The 17,136-nt window shown below is 61.2% G+C and carries 20 protein-coding genes; 5 read left to right on the top strand and 15 right to left on the bottom strand.

The window, feature by feature from the left end:
* The first annotated feature begins 22 nt into the window (after window positions 1-22).
* Complete coding sequence (gene ygfZ / locus ACSBQV_RS20615) at window positions 23-1,015, top strand: tRNA-modifying protein YgfZ (RefSeq protein ID WP_099783413.1); 993 nt, start codon at window positions 23-25, stop codon at window positions 1,013-1,015.
* A gap of 38 nt (window positions 1,016-1,053) precedes the next feature.
* Here the strand turns inward: ygfZ and ACSBQV_RS20610 are convergent, their stop codons facing one another.
* Complete coding sequence (locus tag ACSBQV_RS20610; RefSeq protein WP_033644774.1) at window positions 1,054-1,551, bottom strand: DUF2165 family protein; 498 nt, start codon at window positions 1,549-1,551, stop codon at window positions 1,054-1,056.
* Window positions 1,552-1,701: 150 nt separating this feature from the next.
* Window positions 1,702-2,376, bottom strand: a complete 675-nt coding sequence (gene trhA / locus ACSBQV_RS20605) for a PAQR family membrane homeostasis protein TrhA (RefSeq protein ID WP_099783411.1) — start codon at window positions 2,374-2,376, stop codon at window positions 1,702-1,704.
* A gap of 183 nt (window positions 2,377-2,559) precedes the next feature.
* On the opposite strand from trhA, the gene ACSBQV_RS20600 reads away from it, so the two are divergent.
* Window positions 2,560-3,168 (top strand): HD domain-containing protein, encoded by a 609-nt coding sequence (locus ACSBQV_RS20600; protein ID WP_047573791.1) that lies wholly within the window; start codon window positions 2,560-2,562, stop codon window positions 3,166-3,168.
* Between the two features lie 40 nt (window positions 3,169-3,208).
* On the opposite strand, the gene rbsK is transcribed toward ACSBQV_RS20600, so the two are convergent.
* The 12 genes from rbsK to ACSBQV_RS20540 form a co-directional block, all read right to left on the bottom strand.
* The gene (gene rbsK / locus ACSBQV_RS20595; RefSeq protein ID WP_033644768.1) at window positions 3,209-4,135 is read right to left on the bottom strand and encodes a ribokinase; all 927 of its coding nucleotides are present in this window, start codon (window positions 4,133-4,135) and stop codon (window positions 3,209-3,211) included.
* Complete coding sequence (gene alsK / locus ACSBQV_RS20590) at window positions 4,132-5,040, bottom strand: allose kinase (protein ID WP_033652171.1); 909 nt, start codon at window positions 5,038-5,040, stop codon at window positions 4,132-4,134. Before alsK ends, rbsK begins: the two co-directional genes overlap by 4 nt.
* Window positions 5,041-5,050: 10 nt before the next feature.
* Window positions 5,051-5,722, bottom strand: coding sequence for a D-allulose 6-phosphate 3-epimerase (alsE, locus tag ACSBQV_RS20585; RefSeq protein WP_033644765.1), 672 nt, complete (start codon window positions 5,720-5,722; stop codon window positions 5,051-5,053).
* 30 nt (window positions 5,723-5,752) lie between these two features.
* A complete protein-coding gene (locus tag ACSBQV_RS20580) occupies window positions 5,753-6,787 on the bottom strand; it encodes an ABC transporter permease (protein WP_047026643.1) in 1,035 nt (344 codons plus the stop codon).
* Window positions 6,788-6,797: 10 nt separating this feature from the next.
* Window positions 6,798-7,784, bottom strand: coding sequence for an ABC transporter permease (locus tag ACSBQV_RS20575; RefSeq protein ID WP_099789488.1), 987 nt, complete (start codon window positions 7,782-7,784; stop codon window positions 6,798-6,800).
* Window positions 7,777-9,294, bottom strand: a complete 1,518-nt coding sequence (locus tag ACSBQV_RS20570; protein ID WP_434991518.1) for a sugar ABC transporter ATP-binding protein — start codon at window positions 9,292-9,294, stop codon at window positions 7,777-7,779. The genes ACSBQV_RS20575 and ACSBQV_RS20570 overlap by 8 nt, the downstream gene beginning before the upstream one ends.
* A 2-nt stretch (window positions 9,295-9,296) precedes the next feature.
* The gene (locus ACSBQV_RS20565; RefSeq protein WP_025304134.1) at window positions 9,297-10,280 is read right to left on the bottom strand and encodes a substrate-binding domain-containing protein; all 984 of its coding nucleotides are present in this window, start codon (window positions 10,278-10,280) and stop codon (window positions 9,297-9,299) included.
* A 48-nt stretch (window positions 10,281-10,328) separates the two neighbouring features.
* Window positions 10,329-11,147 carry a DeoR/GlpR family DNA-binding transcription regulator gene (locus ACSBQV_RS20560; RefSeq protein ID WP_033644759.1) on the bottom strand — a complete coding sequence of 273 codons (819 nt, stop codon included), beginning with the start codon at window positions 11,145-11,147 and terminating at the stop codon, window positions 10,329-10,331.
* A 381-nt stretch (window positions 11,148-11,528) separates the two neighbouring features.
* Window positions 11,529-11,846 (bottom strand): BrnA antitoxin family protein, encoded by a 318-nt coding sequence (locus tag ACSBQV_RS20555; protein WP_016929995.1) that lies wholly within the window; start codon window positions 11,844-11,846, stop codon window positions 11,529-11,531.
* Window positions 11,809-12,174 (bottom strand): BrnT family toxin, encoded by a 366-nt coding sequence (locus ACSBQV_RS20550; protein ID WP_434991515.1) that lies wholly within the window; start codon window positions 12,172-12,174, stop codon window positions 11,809-11,811. Before ACSBQV_RS20550 ends, ACSBQV_RS20555 begins: the two co-directional genes overlap by 38 nt.
* A 77-nt stretch (window positions 12,175-12,251) precedes the next feature.
* Window positions 12,252-12,995 (bottom strand): SDR family oxidoreductase, encoded by a 744-nt coding sequence (locus ACSBQV_RS20545; protein ID WP_042785790.1) that lies wholly within the window; start codon window positions 12,993-12,995, stop codon window positions 12,252-12,254.
* Between the two features lie 97 nt (window positions 12,996-13,092).
* The gene (locus ACSBQV_RS20540) at window positions 13,093-13,326 is read right to left on the bottom strand and encodes a hypothetical protein (protein ID WP_046687757.1); all 234 of its coding nucleotides are present in this window, start codon (window positions 13,324-13,326) and stop codon (window positions 13,093-13,095) included.
* Window positions 13,327-13,515: 189 nt separating this feature from the next.
* Here ACSBQV_RS20540 and ACSBQV_RS20535 point away from each other — a divergent pair, with 189 nt between their 5' ends.
* Genes ACSBQV_RS20535 through ACSBQV_RS20525 form a run of 3 tightly spaced genes read left to right on the top strand, consistent with a single transcriptional unit; the run spans window position 13,516 to window position 16,125 of the window.
* A complete protein-coding gene (locus tag ACSBQV_RS20535) occupies window positions 13,516-14,175 on the top strand; it encodes a response regulator (protein WP_033652176.1) in 660 nt (219 codons plus the stop codon).
* Window positions 14,176-14,179: 4 nt separating this feature from the next.
* Window positions 14,180-15,598, top strand: coding sequence for an ATP-binding protein (locus ACSBQV_RS20530; RefSeq protein WP_099783405.1), 1,419 nt, complete (start codon window positions 14,180-14,182; stop codon window positions 15,596-15,598).
* Entirely contained in the window at window positions 15,598-16,125 is a 528-nt protein-coding gene (locus tag ACSBQV_RS20525; protein ID WP_241900205.1) for a GNAT family N-acetyltransferase, read from the top strand. Before ACSBQV_RS20530 ends, ACSBQV_RS20525 begins: the two co-directional genes overlap by 1 nt.
* Window positions 16,126-16,134: 9 nt before the next feature.
* On the opposite strand, the gene ACSBQV_RS20520 is transcribed toward ACSBQV_RS20525, so the two are convergent.
* Window positions 16,135-17,100 (bottom strand): quinone oxidoreductase family protein, encoded by a 966-nt coding sequence (locus tag ACSBQV_RS20520; protein ID WP_033652179.1) that lies wholly within the window; start codon window positions 17,098-17,100, stop codon window positions 16,135-16,137.
* Between the last annotated feature and the right edge of the window lie 36 nt (window positions 17,101-17,136).

The raw sequence follows: 17,136 nt of genomic DNA, 5'->3' as shown, positions 1-17,136 counted from the left end.
AAACGTTGAGCAGGAACTTACTATGGCGCATAACATTCCATTCCCACCCCGTCAGCCCTCCGCTTCCACCCATCTGCCCCTGACGCTGATCTCGCTGGAAGATTGGGCGCTGGTGACGCTGAACGGGCCGGACGCGGTGAAATATCTCCAGGGCCAGGTGACGGCGGACATCGACGCGCTGGCGGCCGATCAACACGTGCTGTGCGCCCACTGCGACGCCAAGGGCAAAATGTGGAGCAACCTGCGTCTGTTCCACCGCGGCGAAGGCTTCGCCTATCTGGAGCGCCGCAGCGTGCTGGACAGCCAACTGGCTGAAATCAAAAAATATGCGGTGTTCTCCAAAGTCACCATCGCCGCCGATAATGACGCAGTATTGCTGGGGGTCGCCGGTTTCCAGGCGCGCGCCGCGCTGGCGGGCCTGTTCGCCACGCTGCCGAGCGCCGAGCACCCGGTGGTGCAGGAAGGCGAAACCACGCTGCTGCACTTCGCTGCGCCGGCGGAACGTTTTCTGCTGGTGACCCGCCCCGCCGTAGCCGAACAGCTGATCGGCAAACTGCATGATCAGGCGGAACTGAATGACAGCAGCCAGTGGCTGGCGCTGGAGATCGAAGCCGGTTATCCGGTTATCGACGCCGCCAACAGCGCGCAGCTGATCCCGCAGGCCACCAACCTGCAGGCGCTGGAAGGCATCAGCTTCAGCAAGGGCTGCTATACCGGCCAGGAGATGGTGGCGCGCGCCAAATTCCGCGGCGCCAACAAACGCGCGCTCTACTGGCTGGAAGGTAAAGCCGCTCGCGCCCCGCAGGCGGCGGAAGATCTGGAGCTGCAGCTGGGTGAAAACTGGCGCCGCACCGGCACCGTACTGGCGTCGAGCCAATTGGCCGACGGCACGCTGTGGGTGCAGGTGGTGATGAACAACGATTTGGACGCCGACAGCAAGCTGCGGGTGCGCGACGATGCCGCCAGCCAGTTGGCGATCAAACCCTTGCCCTACTCGCTGGCCGAAGAGAAATAATCCGTCGGCCGCAGGCGCCCTGCCTGCGGCCATCTTCGTTACTCGTCCAACTCCCCGTCGCGCTGCACCAGATAAATCAGCACCAAAATGATGGTAATGAAGAAACGAAAGGCATCGGGAACGCCGTTCCATTGCTTCGACATCCACATGCCGAACCACTCGCCGCCTATCGACATGAAACCGACCTGCCAGGTGAGGAAGCCCAGCGTCAGGCCGACCACCGCCAGCTTTTTGCGGCCGTTAAAGGCCCTGGCGGGCAGTTTCAGGCCGCCCAACAGTCGCAGGCCGCCGATCCAGCACAGCAGCGCGGTCAGGCTTTCCAGCGCGATGATGAAAATATAACCGGCGTGATGCAGCCACGGTGTCTGTATCGAGCGATAGCCGATGGTGGCGTCGGGGAAAATCGTGTCCATCATAAAGACATGGCGCACGAAGGCGAAGTTGGAGCCGTAGTCGGTGATGTTGCCGAAGGCGACCAGCGAAGCGAACAAAGCGATAGCGCAGACCAGCAGCGCTTTGGATAAGCGAACGATCATCTTGGTGAGTCCTGAACAGAGGTTAAAGAAACGGTATGCGGGCTCAGAAATGAAGGAACGGGCTTGCTGGATACCCGAAAGAAGCAAGCGCCTCTTTTTTAAAACAAAAGAGGCGCCAGTTCAATACGCATTCAGACGTAGCGGCAACGCTTAGACGTACAGGTAGATCGCCATGAAATGGCAGGCGCTGCCGCCGAGCACGAAGCCGTGCCAGATGGCGTGGCCAAAGCGAATGCGCTTGGAAGCGTAGAAAATCACGCCCAGGGTATAGACCACCCCGCCGATCGCCAGCAGCGTGACGCCGCCGGCCTCCAGCCGCGTGACCAACTGATAAATCACGATCAGCGACAGCCAGCCCATCGTCAGGTAGGTCACCAACGACAGGGCTTCAAAACGGTGGGCGAAGGCCAGTTTGAACAGCACGCCGAGCAGCGCCAACCCCCAGATTACCGCCATCAATCCCTTCGCCAGCGGCGAATCCAGCCCCACCAGCAAAAACGGTGTGTAAGTGCCGGCAATCAGGAGATAAATGGCGCAGTGATCGAACTTTTTCAGCCAATGCTTGGCCTTCTGATGCGGAATCGCATGGTACAGCGTGGAAGCGAGAAACAGCAGGATCATGCTGCCGCCGTACAGGCTGTAACTGGTGATGGCCGTCGCATCGGCGCCGGTATCCACCGCCTGCACCAACAGCAACACCAGGCCGACGATGCCGAACACCAGCCCGATGCCGTGGCTGATGCTGTTGGCGATCTCTTCCGCCCACGGATAAGCCGCGGCGACAATCTTATTGGTCCCGGCTTTCACTACGTCCGTTTTCCCCATAACGCGCAACCCCTCAAAATGCCCTGCTTTGTTCGAAATTAACGCAAAGCAGCTTAACTGAGAATAATTCCAGTGTACACGTGTACGCTAAAATAAAAATGTGAACGCGTGTAACCATCGAAATCCCCTGCCCGGTGGTCTACAATCGTCAGGCTTCAACCCACCCACCTTGAGGTTTACACCATGTCATCCGCTGTACCCGCGTTAGATTTCGGTTCAATGACCCAGGCCATCCAGTTCCTGATGGAAATCGATAAGTTGAAAGGCGTGCAACGCCGCACCAAAGTGCTGGGCACCCAGCGCCAGGAAAACTCCGCCGAACACAGTTGGCACTTCGCCATCGCCGCCATGAGCCTGGCCCCGTACGCCGGTGATGACGTAGACATTCAGCGCGTGATCCAGATGGCGCTGCTGCATGACATCGTGGAAATCGACGCCGGTGACGTACTGGTCTACGATCTGGCCGCCCGCGCGGCGATCCACGATCAGGAAGTGGCGGCGGCGCGCCGTCTGTTCGGCATGCTGCCGCAGACACAGCGCGAGTATTTCACCGCTTTATGGCAGGAGTATGAAGATGGCGAAAGCGCCGATGCCCGCTTCGCCTTGCTGCTGGATCGCACCATGCCGATGCTGATGAACCTGCACAACGAAGGCCAGAGCTGGGTGGAAAACGGCATCAGCCTGGAGCAGGTACTGTCGCGCAATGCGGCGATCGCCGACGTGCATCCCGAGCTGTGGCGCCACCTGGAGCAACATCTGCGGGACGCGCAGCGCAAAGGCTGGTTGAAATAAGGGAACCGGGCTGCCGCCTCCGCGCCGCAGCCCGTTATCGTCACGCGAACGTCCGTTGGCGTTCCAACGCCTCCTCATAGCTCGGCATCGACCCCGCCGCACCGGCGCGCTCCACGCAGACCGCCGCATAGGCGGCGGCGAAGCGCACCGCCTCGGCTAACGGCACCTGATTCGCCAACTGCGCCGCCAGGGCGCCGTTAAACGCATCCCCCGCGCCGGTGGTGTCTTTCGGCTGTGCCGGAAACGCCGGGATCAGTTCGCTGTTTTCCCCGTCCGAGAACAACGCCCCTTGCGTGCCCAACGTCACGATCAGCAAACGAATGCCCTTGGCGTGCAACACCTGCGCTGCCTGGCGCGCCGAAGCCACATCGCGCACCGGCACGCCGGTCAGCAACGTGCACTCGGTGGCGTTGGGCGTCAGCAGATCGACCTGCGCCAACAGGCTGTCCGGCACCGGCTGAAACGGCGCCGGGTTGAGTATGATGAACGTTTGCGCTTCGCGGGCAATGGCGATCACCTGCTCGATCGCCGGCAGGTTGTTCTCCAATTGAGTCAGCAGAATATCCGCCGCGGCGATCGCCGGCCGGCACTGACGCACCTCGTCTTCGCTGACCGTCAGGTTGGCGCCGGGATCGACGGCGATCATGTTTTCCGCATCCTCGCCGGCAACGTAGATAAGCGCATTGCCGGTGGGGCAATCGCCGGTAGAGAACAGCGTCACCGCATCGAAACCGGCGGCGGCGAGGTGGCGCCGGGCGAAGGTGCCGAAGTCGTCGCGCCCCACCTTGCCGATATAATGCACCCGCGCCCCGGCGCGCAGCGCGGCGGTCGCCTGGTTGGCGCCCTTGCCGCCCGCCCCCATCATGCTGTTGCGGGCGATCAGCGATTCGCCGGGCTGCGGAAAGCGCGCCATGCCGGCGACGATATCCAGGTTGAACGAACCGAACACGCAGACTTTGCCTTTCATTGCTGGTACTCCCTGCTCAATTGGAGGTGGCGCCGGGCGGCCAGACAGGCGCCTTTGCTGCCGGTTTCATCGCTGAGGCGGCTGACGGAGATCGTCAGCCCCTGCGCCGGCTGCGGCGCGCGCAGATGACGGCGGATCTCCTGCTCCAGCCGCGCCAGCGGAAAACCGCGCATGGCGATCACGCCGCCGCCCAGGATCAGGCGCTGGGGGTCGATCACGTTCATTTCGACGGCGATGGTCTGCGCCAATCGCTCGACGAAGCGCTGCAGATCCGGATGATCGCCGTGGCGTTCGAACAACCGGTCGAACGGCGTTTGCGCCGCGTTGGCGCGCGCCCAGCCGGTTAGCCAGTGACCGGACGTCAGACTCTCGACGCAGCCCCGTTTACCGCACGGGCATTCGCCCTGATGGCCCGGCCAGGGAATGTGCCCCAGCTCGCCGGCGGCGCCGTGCGCGCCGTGGTAAAAATCGCCGTTCAGCCACAGGCTGTTGCCCATGCCGGTGCCCAGATACAGCCCGACCGCCACCTGCGGCAACGCCGGCAGCTGCTGCAGATCCCACCACAACAGATGATTGACGTCCTTGTCCATTCGCACCGGCAGCGCCAGCAAATCGGCCAACAGCGCCGCCACCGGCTGAGCGTCCAGCGCCGGGATAAACGGCAGCGACAGCACCCGCGAGCGATCGCGGCTGAGGATCCCCGGCAGCCCCAGCATCACCTGCGCCACCTGACGATCTTGGCAATGTCCGGCGATCAGCCGGCCCAACGCCGCCAGCGGATCGGCCTGCCGCGCCCAGTCGGCGGTCGCTATCTTGCGGTAACCGCTGAATTCACCTTCATCATCCATCAACAGCAGGCGGGTATTGGTGCCGCCGACGTCAACGCCAAGAAAATACCGCATCATGTCCCCCGCCTCAGGCCGCCTGCCGCATCTGATCCAGCATTTTTTCCCATGCCGTCTCCAGATCCGGATCGAGATTGAACAGCCCGGAGCTGCCGACGATCAACACTTCTGCACCGGCGCCCATCAGATCGCGGTAAGTGCGCTGGTTGCAGGATCCGTCGATCTCGATCAGATAGCGCAGATTTTGTTGGCTTTTCAGGTCGCGCAATTGGCGGATCTTTTCCAGCATTTCGGGAATGAACGGCTGCCCGGCATAGCCCGGATCGACGGTCATGACGGTGACCTTGTCCAGCAGGTGAAGGTAGTGACGAATAAACTCCACCGGCGTGGCCGGGTTCAGCACCACCCCCACTTTTTTGCCCAGCGCGCGGATTTGATTGATCACCCGAAACGCGTCGCGGTTGATGGTTTCAGCGTGCGGGCAGATAAAGTCCGCGCCGGCGCGGGCGATTGGCTCGATAAAGTCGGTCGGGTTCTCCACCATCAGATGCACATCCAGCAACAACGAAGTGTGCGGGCGGATCTGTTCGATAAAGAACGGCGACAGCGTGATGTTTTTAACGTAATGCCCGTCCATGATGTCGATATGCAGCATATCGGCGCGGCGGTTCAGCACCGCCAATTGCTGGCGGATATCCATCAGGTTCATGCACATCAGTGAAGGCGAAATCTGGTATTTCATTAGCGTTATCCTGCGCAAAAGGGAAAAGGATCAGTGGCCCGCCGCGGTTCTGGCCTGGGCCGCGCTGCGGCGCATCGCCCGCCGCTGCCGATAGCGATGCCGGAAAAACTTCAGCGCCAGCACCGCGATCAGCACGGCGCCCCACATCGCCAGACTGAAATGCGGGCTGACGTTCATCAGATTCAAACCGGTCGCGATCACCTGCAGCACGATCAGCGCCAGCACCACGCCGCTGACCCGGCCAAAACCGCCGAACGGATCGGTGCCGCCCAGAATGATCGCCAGCACCGTGAGCAGCAGGTAAGAGTCGCCGTAGCCCATGCGCGCCGAGTTGAAGCGCGCCATCATCACCAGCCCGGCAATGACGCACAGCAGGCTGGAGAGGGTGTAAATGGCGATCAACACCCGATGGGTATTCACGCCGCTGAAGTGGGTGGCGTTGATGTTGCTGCCGCTCATGTAGATGCATTTGCCGAGCCGGGTTTTCTGCAGGAACAGCGCCAGCAAGGCGGCGACCGCCAGGAAGATCCACAGTGGCACCGGCACGCCCAGCACGCTCTCGGCGCCGATAAACCGCACGATCTCCGGCATGCCGCTCAGGGCTGCGCCGCGCGTCAGGTAGATGCCGATGCCGTTAACCGTGGTCATGGTGGCCAGCGTCACCAGAATCGGGTGCGCGCCGACGTAGGCCACCAGTGCGCCGGTCGCCGCGCCGATAAACCCGGCCAGCAGCATCGCCGCCGCCAGCGCCAAGGCCAGCCACAGTGCCTGCAAGCCCAGCCCGGCGTCCGCCGGCAGGTAGCTGATGAACAGCCAGGCCATCAGCAGGCTGGTCAGGTTGGCGCTGGCGATAATGCACAGGTTCAGGCCGCCGCTGAGGATCGGGATGAACATCGCCAGCGTCAGCAGACCCAGCTCCGGCAGTTGGAAGGCCACGCTGGTGAAGGTGGCGCCGCTGAAGAAGCGCCCCGGCATCAGCAGGCTGAAGGCGAGCACCACCGCCAGCAGCAAGGCCAGCAAACCGACGGCGGCCCCGTCAGGACGAAATTTCAGGTTGTTGCCCATCAAGCGCTCCTCAGGCGAAACCAACGTCGGTTTCTTTGCGTTTCTTGTAGTGAGTGACGGTGATCGCCGCGACGATCACCAGACCGATCACCACGTTCATGAAGTAGCTGGACACGCCGATCAGGTTGAGGCCGTTTTTCAGCACGCCGATCAGGAACACGCCCATCAGCGTGCCGACAACGCTGCCCTTGCCGCCGTTCAGGCTGGCGCCACCCAGCACCGCCGCCGCCAGCACGTCGAGCTCGCCGCCCACCAGCGCGTTGGGCACCACTTCCCCCATGCGATACACCTGCACCAGGCCGCCGATCGCCGCCATCGCGCCCAGATAGCCATAGGCGAACAGATGCAGCAGGCCGACGCGAATGCCGATGCGCCGCGCCGATTCCGCATCCCCGCCCACGGCAAACAGCTGGCGCCCGAGGTGCGTTTTGTTCAGCAGCAGCCAGGTCAGCAGCGCCACCGCCAGCATCACCAGCGTCGGCAAACCGAGCTGATAGCTCTGCTCACCCAGTTGGAACGGCAGCACGCTGCGCGGCAGCGTCCACCAGTCCGGCAATGCGTACAGGCTGCGGCCGTTGGTCAGCCACATCAGCATGCCGAACAACAACGCCTGCACGCTGATGGTGACGATGATCGAGACGATGCGCAGGCAGTAGATCAACAGCGCGTTGACCATGCCGAGCGCGGCGCCGATCGCCAACGCCAGCAAAATACTGCCCGCCGGGCTGACCAGGCCGTAATGCGTCGCCAGCGTGGCGATCAGGTACTGCACCACCGAGGCGACTGCGGCGAAGGAAATGTCGATGCCGCCGGTCACCAGCACCACGAACAGGCCGAGGGCGAATATGCCGCTCACCGCGTAGCTTTCGCTGAGATCGAGCAGGTTTTGCACCGTCAAAAACTGATCGCTGAGCAGCGAAAAGACGATGACCGTCAGCAGCAGCACCCAGGCCAGGTAGCCTTCGTTGCCGCGCGGTTTCAGACTGAATCTACGCATTAACCGCCTCCGCCAGCTGCTGCTGGCTCACCTGCTCCGGCAGGTACTCGCCGATCACGCTGCCGCCGCTAAAGTGCAGCACCCGATCGCAGTTGTAATACACCTCCGGCACCTCGTCGGAGATCAGCAGAATCGCGATCCCTTCCTGCGCCAGCAGATGAATCAGTTGATAGATGCTGGCCTTGGCGCCGACGTCGACACCGACGGTCGGCGAGTCGAGGATCAGGATCCGCGGCTGGGTCAGCACCCACTTGGCCAGCACGATCTTTTGCTGATTGCCGCCGGACAGCGTCGAAACCGCCTGCTCCGGATCCGCCGCCCGCACGCCGAGTTTGGCGATCCACTCCGCGACGATACGATTCTTGCGGTAGTCGTCGATCAGGCGAAAACGCCCGCGCAGCTTATCGAGAATGGTCAGCACCGCGTTGTCCGCCACCGACTGTTGCTGCACCAGCCCCAGCGTCAGGCGATCCTCCGAGACATAACCGATGCCGGCCTTGATCGCGTCCTCATGGCCGCGAAAGCGCACCGGTTTGCTGTCGAGGTAAAGCTTGCCGCTGTCCGGCCGGGTCATGCCGAACAGGCTCAGCGCCAGCTCGGTACGCCCGGAACCGAGCAGCCCGCACAGCCCGAGCACCTCGCCCTGATGCAGGCGGAAGCTGACATCGTGATACTGCCCGGCGCGGCTGAGGCGCTCCGCCTCCAGCATCACCCGATCCTTATTCATGCTCGGTGACTTCAGGCGATAGTCCAGCGTCAGGCCGGTCATCAGTTCGGTCAGACGATCGCCGGTGATCTCCGCCGCCGGCCAGGTGCCGATCTTGTTGCCATCGCGGATCACTGTGACGCGATCCGAGATCTCAAGCACCTCGTCCAGCCGGTGGCTGACGAACACCACGCAGATGCCCTGCGCTTTCAAATAATCCACCGTGCGCAGCAGCTGGTTGACCTCGGTGCGGGTCAGCGAGGCGGTCGGCTCATCCATGATCACCAGCCGTGCCTGCGCCACCAGCGCGCGGCAGATCGCCACCTGCTGGCGCTGGGCGATCGGCAGTTCCGCCACCGTTTTGTCAAGATCGAGATTGAAATTCAGCTCCTGCAGCAGGCGCTCGGCGGTGCGCCGCAGCCTCGCCGGGCGGTGCCATCCCAACAGCCCGCGCAGGTTGTGCTCAAAGGCGATGTTTTCCGCCACCGTCAGGTTGGGAAACAGCGACAGATCCTGATAGATCACCTGAATGCCGAAGGCGCGCGCCTGATCCGGCGATAGCCGGCCGAAGGTTTGCCCATCGAAGGTAATGCGGCTGCCGTCATCCGGTTGATACACGCCGGCGATCGCCTTGATCAACGTACTCTTGCCGCAGCCATTGGTGCCGGCCAGGCAGTGCACCTCCCCCGGCATCAGCGCCAATGAAATATCGTTCAGCGCGCGCTGCCCGCCGAAGGTCATCGACAGCTGTTGCAGTTCGATAAGCGGCGCGCCCCGCGTTGCCGTATTGCCGGAAATCGCCATGATTACAGCCCCATCTTCACCAGCTTCGGCAGGTTTTGCTTATCCAGGCTTTCGGTGGCGTTGCCGAGAATGGTGTGCTGCTGCGCATCAACCTGCACCTTGCCCATGCCTTCGATGGTCATGCCATCGGTGATTTTTTCGCCCTTGTGCATCATGTCGGCGATGCGCACGAACACTTCGCCCGCCACCATCGGGTTCCAGATATAACCGCCCTTGATGGCGCCGCGATTGACCAGCGAAGCACCCTGCCCTGGGCTGAACGGCCCGATGACGCAGATATCGTTGCTTTTGCCGCGGTTGAGCACCGCGCGCCCGGCGCCGATCGGCCCCTGCGAACCGAACGCCAACACGCCTTTCAGATCGGGATATTTGGCCATCAGATCGTTGGTGGTGCGCACGCTGTCATCCAGCGATTCCCCCACGCCGAACTTGTCGCCCACCAGCTGCATGTTCGGGTAGTGCTGCTTCTGGTAATTGATGGCCGAGTCCGACCAGGTGATGTGCAGCGGCACCGTCAGGCTGCCGACGTACACCGCGTACTTGCCCTGCTCTTTCATGCAGGCGGCCAGCGCTTTCATGTGGTTGACCCCGTGCTGCGAGGCGTCCACCAGCTCAAAATCCCAGTCGGCGTACTTCTGGCCGGGGGACTCGTGCACGATCACCTTGATGCCCGCCTCCTGCGCGCGCTTGAGCACCGGCTCCAGCACCCGGGCGTCGTTCGGCACCACGCCGATGATGTCCACCTTCTGCGCGATCAGATCCTCGATGGCGCGCACCTGCAGCGCCGGATCCGCCGCCGTCGGCCCGACCATCCAGGCGTCGATGCCGCGTTTGGCGCTCTCGCTTTTGATGCCGGCCTCCATGGCGTTGAACCAGGGAATGCCGCCGATCTTCACCACTACGCCCATCTTTAGCTTGTCCGCCGCCTGCGCGGAGACCGACAGCAGCAGCGAGGCAAACAGACCGACCAGTACGGATTTTTTCATTGTTCTCTCTCCACAAGTGTTGGCTGTAATAAAAGGTTTTCGTTGTTGTTATCGCGCCGCCCTTTTCGCGGCGGGTGAAACTTCAATCACATCGACGTTGTTCCAGGCCAATTCCTGACGAAACTCGTCATCGCCAAGCCTGTCGGTGATCAGCGTATCTATTTCCCGGTAATGGCAAATGCGGGCGAACGAGCGGCGGCCAAACTTGTTGCTGTCCACCAGCAGGAACTTGCGCTCCGAGGCCAGCAGCATCTGTTGCTTCAGCCGCGCATGGTGCTCATTGCTCTCGCGGATGCCGCCGTCCTGGCAAATGCCGTGGCAGGAGAAAAACAGCTTGTTGATCACGAACTCTTTCAGCATCTGCTCCGCCAGCACGCCGATAAAATCCTCGTACTTGGCGGAATACTCGCCCCCCAGCCCGATGGTGCGCACGTTGGCCTTGCAGGCCAGCGTCTGGATGATGTGCAGCGAGTTGGTCAGCACCACCAGCGAGATATCCGGCAGCTGGCGCGCCAAAAACCAGCTGGTGGAGCTGCTGTCCAGCAGCAGGCAATCCCCGGGCGCGATAAACTCCAGCGCGCGTTTGGCGATGCGCGTCTTCTGCTCCGGCGACTCATTGCTGCGCTGGCGGAAGGACTCCCCCTGATCTATCTCGGCGGGCACATAGGTTTTTTCCACCGCCGGCGGCTCGACGAAGACCGCGCCGCCGTGGCTGCGCAGCAGCAGGCCGCGCCGTTCCAGCAGGGCCAGATCACGCCGCGCCGTCTCGATAGAGATGTGACACAGCTGCGCCACCTCCTGCACCATCACGCGGCCGCGCTGGCTCAAGACTTCGGTAATAAAGCGATGACGTTCTACAGGCAGCATGTTTCTTTTCTCCTCCACGACGATGATTACGATATCGATTTGCCGCGCCGCGTTTTGCGCGCAGACGCAAAGCGCATCGCCCCGCGATCGGTCAACGATCGCGCTGTGATAGTTGTCAAAAAAATCGGGAAGGAAATGAAATGAATAATTACGAAAGTGTGGAGTAACAGACAGTTATGATGCGCGTACGCCTGAGACAGACAGGAGAGAAACGGTAAACGGTCACAATTCCACGTTCCGCGGAATGACCGTTAATGACCGTTTGTGTGGTTTTGACCGAGCGCCGCAAGGAGACAGCCGGCGTTGATAACGCATTACCTGAAAAAACAGCAAAAAAAATCCGGTGAGAATCTCACCGGATCGTTAGCCGCCTGACACAAATTATTCCTCGTGCTCATGCTCTTTCAACATCGCCTCACGCAACACGGCGTTCAGACGTTTCTGATAGCCTTTGCCTGGTCGCTGAAGCCAAGCCAACACATCCGCATCGATTCGGATGGTTTTTGATACTTTCATCGGCTTATAAAAACGCCCCTGAACCGCAGTCTGCCACGTTTCTTCCCCCAGCGCCGGCGCATCGGCATAATCGATTCCCTCGTCCGGCAACGCACTCAGTGAAGCAATTTGCGCTTTCTGCTCCTCCGTCAACGGCGGGAGTACGCTATGGGCCAGATTTTTGGCGGAATTTTTGCGCTTCATATCTTCCCCTCTCTTTGGCATCGGCCTTGCGTGCTGAAATGATACGCACGATCTCTACTGTATCGCCTTCGACATCCGTTTCGATCGTCGTATGTGCCACCAGCAACAGCAAACAGCAAACAGCAAACAGCAAACAGCAAACAGCAAACAGCAAACAGGATTCGACCATACCGATCGTTTGCCAACGTTCTTCTCCATCCTCGATCCTTTCCAGCACAGCCAAATGGTTGGGATCCAGAAAAACCCGTTGCGCTATCTCAAAACTGACACGGTGTTTGCGCTGGTTACTGTGATTTTTATCCTGATTCCATTCAAAATAAACATACATTTTTGTAACTACATTTTGGTTGTTATTTAATCAAAATACATCACCTCCGAAGGGATGTCAAAATTCTCCGGATGCGTTCAACGCCCGCCTGCGGCCTCGATAAAGGTGCCGGTCACGTAAGACGCGGCGTCAGAAAGCAGCCAGGCGATCGCCTCCGCCACTTCCTGCGGCTGGCCGCCGCGCTGCATCGGCAAACTGCTCTTCACGCGATCCACCCGGCCGGGTTCACCGCCGCTGGCGTGTATCTCGGTATAGATAAGCCCAGGCCGCACGCCGTTGACGCGGATGCCCTGCGCCGCCACCTCCAGCGATAGCCCGATGGTCAACGAATCGACGGCGCCTTTCGAGGCGGCATAATCCACATATTCCCCCGGCGCGCCTAAACGGGAAGCGGCGGAGGACACATTGACGATAGCGCCGCCCTGCCCGCCATGGCGCTGCGCCATGCGCTTCACCGCCTCGCGGCAACACAAGAAATACCCGGTGACGTTGGTGCCGAGCACCTTATTGATGCGCTCGGCGGTCAACTGTTCAATGTTCGCCTGCCGGAACAGAATGCCGGCGTTGTTGACCAGCGCGCTGAGCGTGCCCAGCCCGGCATCAAGCGCCCTGAACATCGCCATCACCTGCGCTTCATCGGCCACGTCGGCCTGCAGCGCCAGCGCCTTGCCGCCCTGCGCCTCAATCTCCGCCACCACCTGCCGCGCCGCACTTTCGTCGCGCAGGTAATTCACGCCCACCGCATAGCCCTGCCGGGCCAGCAGCAAAGCGGTCGCGCGGCCAATTCCCCGGCTTGCGCCGGTCACCAATGCCACTTTCATCATCGTATTTTTTCTCTGGTTGGCGATGTCGACAACGGCCTGCGCACAGGCCTTCCGTTTGCCCGTCAGAGTATAGAGCGGCACCCTAAAAAACGCTTCAAAGCTGAGCCAGGCGGCGCAGCTGCTTTTTAATGCGCGACTTGGCGCAGCCGTAAGCGTCCGTCGCCGCCGCCTGATGCACCCGCTGCAAAGCGGAAGCATGATGGCCGCCGTGGCTATGGCTCTGCGCATCACCGCGAAAAGACAGCATCAACAGAACGAGCAGCATCGCCACGCCTGAATACATCAGCCGCCGCGAGGCGCCCGCGTTCGGGAAACCTTCAGTCTGCATGTTTCGCTCCCTCAGCCATGATTTCGAATGGCAGCAAAATAACTGAAATTCCCCCCCGCTCCCTTAACGCGAGATTAAAGCCAGATTAAGGTTTGCTTAAGAACGCGCAGGCAGAGCGGTTTTCCTCGTTGTCTTCCCGTCAGCGTTATAGTTAGATAATCGCGACTCAAGGCTCTCAGCGGAAATAACGTGAACATACTGTTGGTGGAAGACGACCTGCAATTAGGCAAGGCGCTGTGCCGAGCATTGGAGCTGGCCGGCTTTAATTTGTGCTGGGTGCGTCTGCTCACCGACGCGGAAAATAAACTTTCACCCGGCGGGTTCGATTTGATGCTGTTGGATCTCACGCTGCCGGACGGCGACGGTTTGCAGAAGCTGATCGCCTGGCGCGCCGCCGGGCAAAATATTCCGATCATCATCCTGACCGCCCGCGATCGCATCGAGAGCCTGGTGAACAGCCTCGACTCCGGCGCGGACGACTTTCTGGCCAAACCTTTCGCGCTGCCCGAACTCATCTCGCGCGTCAAGGCGGTCAACCGGCGCATGGCGGGCTTCGCTTCTCAAACCTGGAGCCTCGGCGCGCTGTATCTCGATCCGGTCAACCATCAGGTCATGCTGGATAACGAACTGCTGATGCTGTCGAAAAAAGAGTATCACCTGCTGCACGAACTGATGCGCTGCGCCGGCACCGTGGTGCGCAAAGCGGTGTTGGAACAGCGGCTGTTCGGCCACGGCGACAGTGTGGAAAGCAACTCGCTGGAAGTGCATATGCATAATTTACGCCGCAAGATCGGTAAAGAAAGAATCATTACCGTACGCGGCATTGGCTATTTGCTGAAAAAAGAGTAGCGGGATGATCGGTTTCAAATCCTTCTTTATGCGCACCATTATTTTCCAGGTCCTGGCCATTTTATTATTGTGGGGGATCCTCGTCGCCTGGGTGAAATATTGGTATTACCCCGACATGGAGAAATATTTCGATAACCAGCAGCGCATCGTCGCCGCAGGCATCGCCAATATTCTCGATGAAACCGGCATCGATAATATCGATTACCGCGGCATCATCAAGACCATTGAAGGCATGTACATTGATTCCATCAATAACGGCATGCAGGATCAAATCGACTATCACCCGCTGTTTGTGGTTTACGATCGGGACAGCCGGGTGCTTTACAGTTCACAAACGCAGGAAGAACCGCTGCGCCTGCCGCCTTCGGTGCTGTCCGGCTCCGTCAATTACGCCGGCGCCAACTGGCACCTTGCCGGCAGCTGGAGCGAAAAGCGCCAGTACCGGGTGATCGTCGGAGAGTCATTCAACGATCGCACCACGCTGTTCGGCAATCCGGCGGAAAGCACCGCCGTACCGCTGTTGGGCATTCTGGCGGCGATCATCATCACCTTGCTGTTTACCGCCTACTTCAGCCTGCGGCCGCTGCGCCAGATCGCCCGTACCATCTCCGATCGCCAGCCGGGCAACCTGTCGCCGATCAACGTCAGCGAGCAATATCAGGAAATCCGGCCGGTGGTGGTGGAAGTCAACAAGCTGATGGCGCGCATCGATGCGGCCAATCAGCGCGAGAAACGTTTTATGGCCGACGCCGCGCACGAACTGCGCACGCCGATCGCCGCCGTGCTGGCGCAGCTGCATTTGCTGACCCAGGTCAGCGAGCAGCAGGAGCGCCGGGAAATCATCGGCGACATGCAGCAAGGGCTGGATCGCGCGGCGTCGCTGTCACGCCAGCTGATCAACCTCGCCAAGCTGGAGGCGGAAGATTTTCCGCTGAAGATTGAGGCGGTGGACATCTATGCGGAGATCGGCAAATGCATCGCACAGCACGTCCCCTATGCGCTGGAAAAAGATGTCGAACTGTCGCTCGATGGCAGCGAGGATGTGGTGGTGAGTACCGACCGCCATGCGCTGATCGCCATCTTCACCAACCTGCTGGATAACGCGCTCAAGTACGCGCCGCCCGGCAGCCGCATCGAGGCCAATATTCGCTCGCTGGCGCCGCTCGGCTGCTATATTACGTTGCGCGATAACGGCCCGGGGGTGAGCGAAGAACACCATTCCCGCCTGTTTGAACGCTTTTACCGCGTGCCCGGCACGCAGCAAACCGGCAGCGGGCTCGGATTGGCCATCGCCCGAAACCTGGCCGACAAAATCGGCGCGCAGCTGCGCGTCACCGAAGGCCTTGACGATCGCGGCATCGGCTTCATCATCGATTTGCCGGAAAGTTATCGGCCACAGACTGAGAGTGAACCACGATCATGATTGCCCCTGTTCTGCTGCAACGGCAGCAACTCGACCGGCTATGGGATATCGACCGCAGCGAAATTATCGACACTCTGTATCGCCTGCAGGACGGCAAGTTGCAATCCTATGCGGAGTACTACGACGTGCGCGGCTGGGATCCGCACGATCGGGAAACCTATACGCCAATCCACGCAGCGTGCTTCGATCGCGGCGGCGCGTTCTTCGCGCTGTTCGAAGGCGAGGAGATCGTGGCGGCGGCGGCGCTGGACACCGAGCCGCGCGGCCCACAGCGGGATCTGCGCCAGCTGCTGTTCTTTTACGTCAGCGCGCACAAACGCGGCCAGGGGTTAGGCAGGCAGCTGTTCCAGCTCTGCCTGCGTCAGGCGGCGCAAGACGGCGCCGCCGGGCTGTATGTCTCCTCCATCCCCAATAAAAGCACCGTAGACTTCTATCTGGCGCAGGGCTGCCGGCTCATCGAACAGCCGGATACCGAATTGTTCGCCCGTGAGCCGGAAGACATTCACCTGGTCTGCCCTTGCCTCTAGCGGCCGGGGTTAACGGGCGATGCGCATCACCGAACGCACGTCGCTTTTCTTGTTCAGATCCCACACCTCGGCGATCTCCGCCAACGCGTGCTCCTGCGTCTCGATAGTGAGCGCTCCGGTCGCCGCCAGCGCCAAAATCTCGGTCGCGTAGCGCTGCATCTCCGGGATCGGCGGGAAGTTGCCGGTACCGCTGCCGAGGATCTGCAGCTGATTGCTGCGCAACACCGCCGCCGGCAGCCGGATGTCCGGCGCGGCCATCGAACCGACATTGACCAAGCGAATGCCGCGTCCGCCGGCGTAAGACGAGAGATCGTGATTATTGAGCGTCGCCAGCAGCGCTTCAGTCGCCGGGCCCCAGATGTAATCGACGATTACCTGATAACCGCCCGGCCCCGCCGCCGCCGCGAAGGCCTGCGTCAGCGCCTCGCCCTGCAGGCTCAGATCCACCGTGGCGTCTACACCCAATGCCTCCAACACACTCAGTCGACGGCCGGCGGCAACAATGCGTCCGGCCCCCGCCTGACGCGCCGCCGCGACCGCCAGCTTGCCCGAGGTGCCGGTGGCGCCGATGATCAGCACCGTTTCACCGGGCTGCAGATCCGCCCGCCAGCGCAGCGGCAGCCAGGCGGCGAAGGCCGGATTGATCAGCGCGGCCGCCGTGGCGTCGTCCACCGTCGCCGGCACCGGCACCGTCCAGGACGCGACGCTGCGCTCTGCCATCGCGCCGTAAGGGCGACGGAAAGAGGCGAAGTACACCCGTTGCCCGTCCGCCGTACGGCCCACGCCATCGGTGCCGGGCACGATCGGCAATTGCTTCGGGCTGGAATAGTGGGTCCCGGCGACGGTGGCGCGATCCAGCTGTTTGATGCCGGCCGCCAGAACGTCGATCGGCACTTCATTCGCCTGCGCCTGAGGCTCCTCAAAGGTGCCGAAAACCGGGGGTTGCCCCAGCGCTGTTACGATTGCCGCTTGCATGGTGACTCCTCAAATCGTGGGAACGTACAGGAAAGA

The sequence above is a fragment of the Serratia sp. B501 genome, assembly GCF_051172315.1.
GTDB classification, from domain to species: Bacteria; Pseudomonadota; Gammaproteobacteria; order Enterobacterales; family Enterobacteriaceae; genus Serratia; species Serratia ureilytica.
This window is presented reverse-complemented; position numbering and strand designations above follow the sequence as displayed.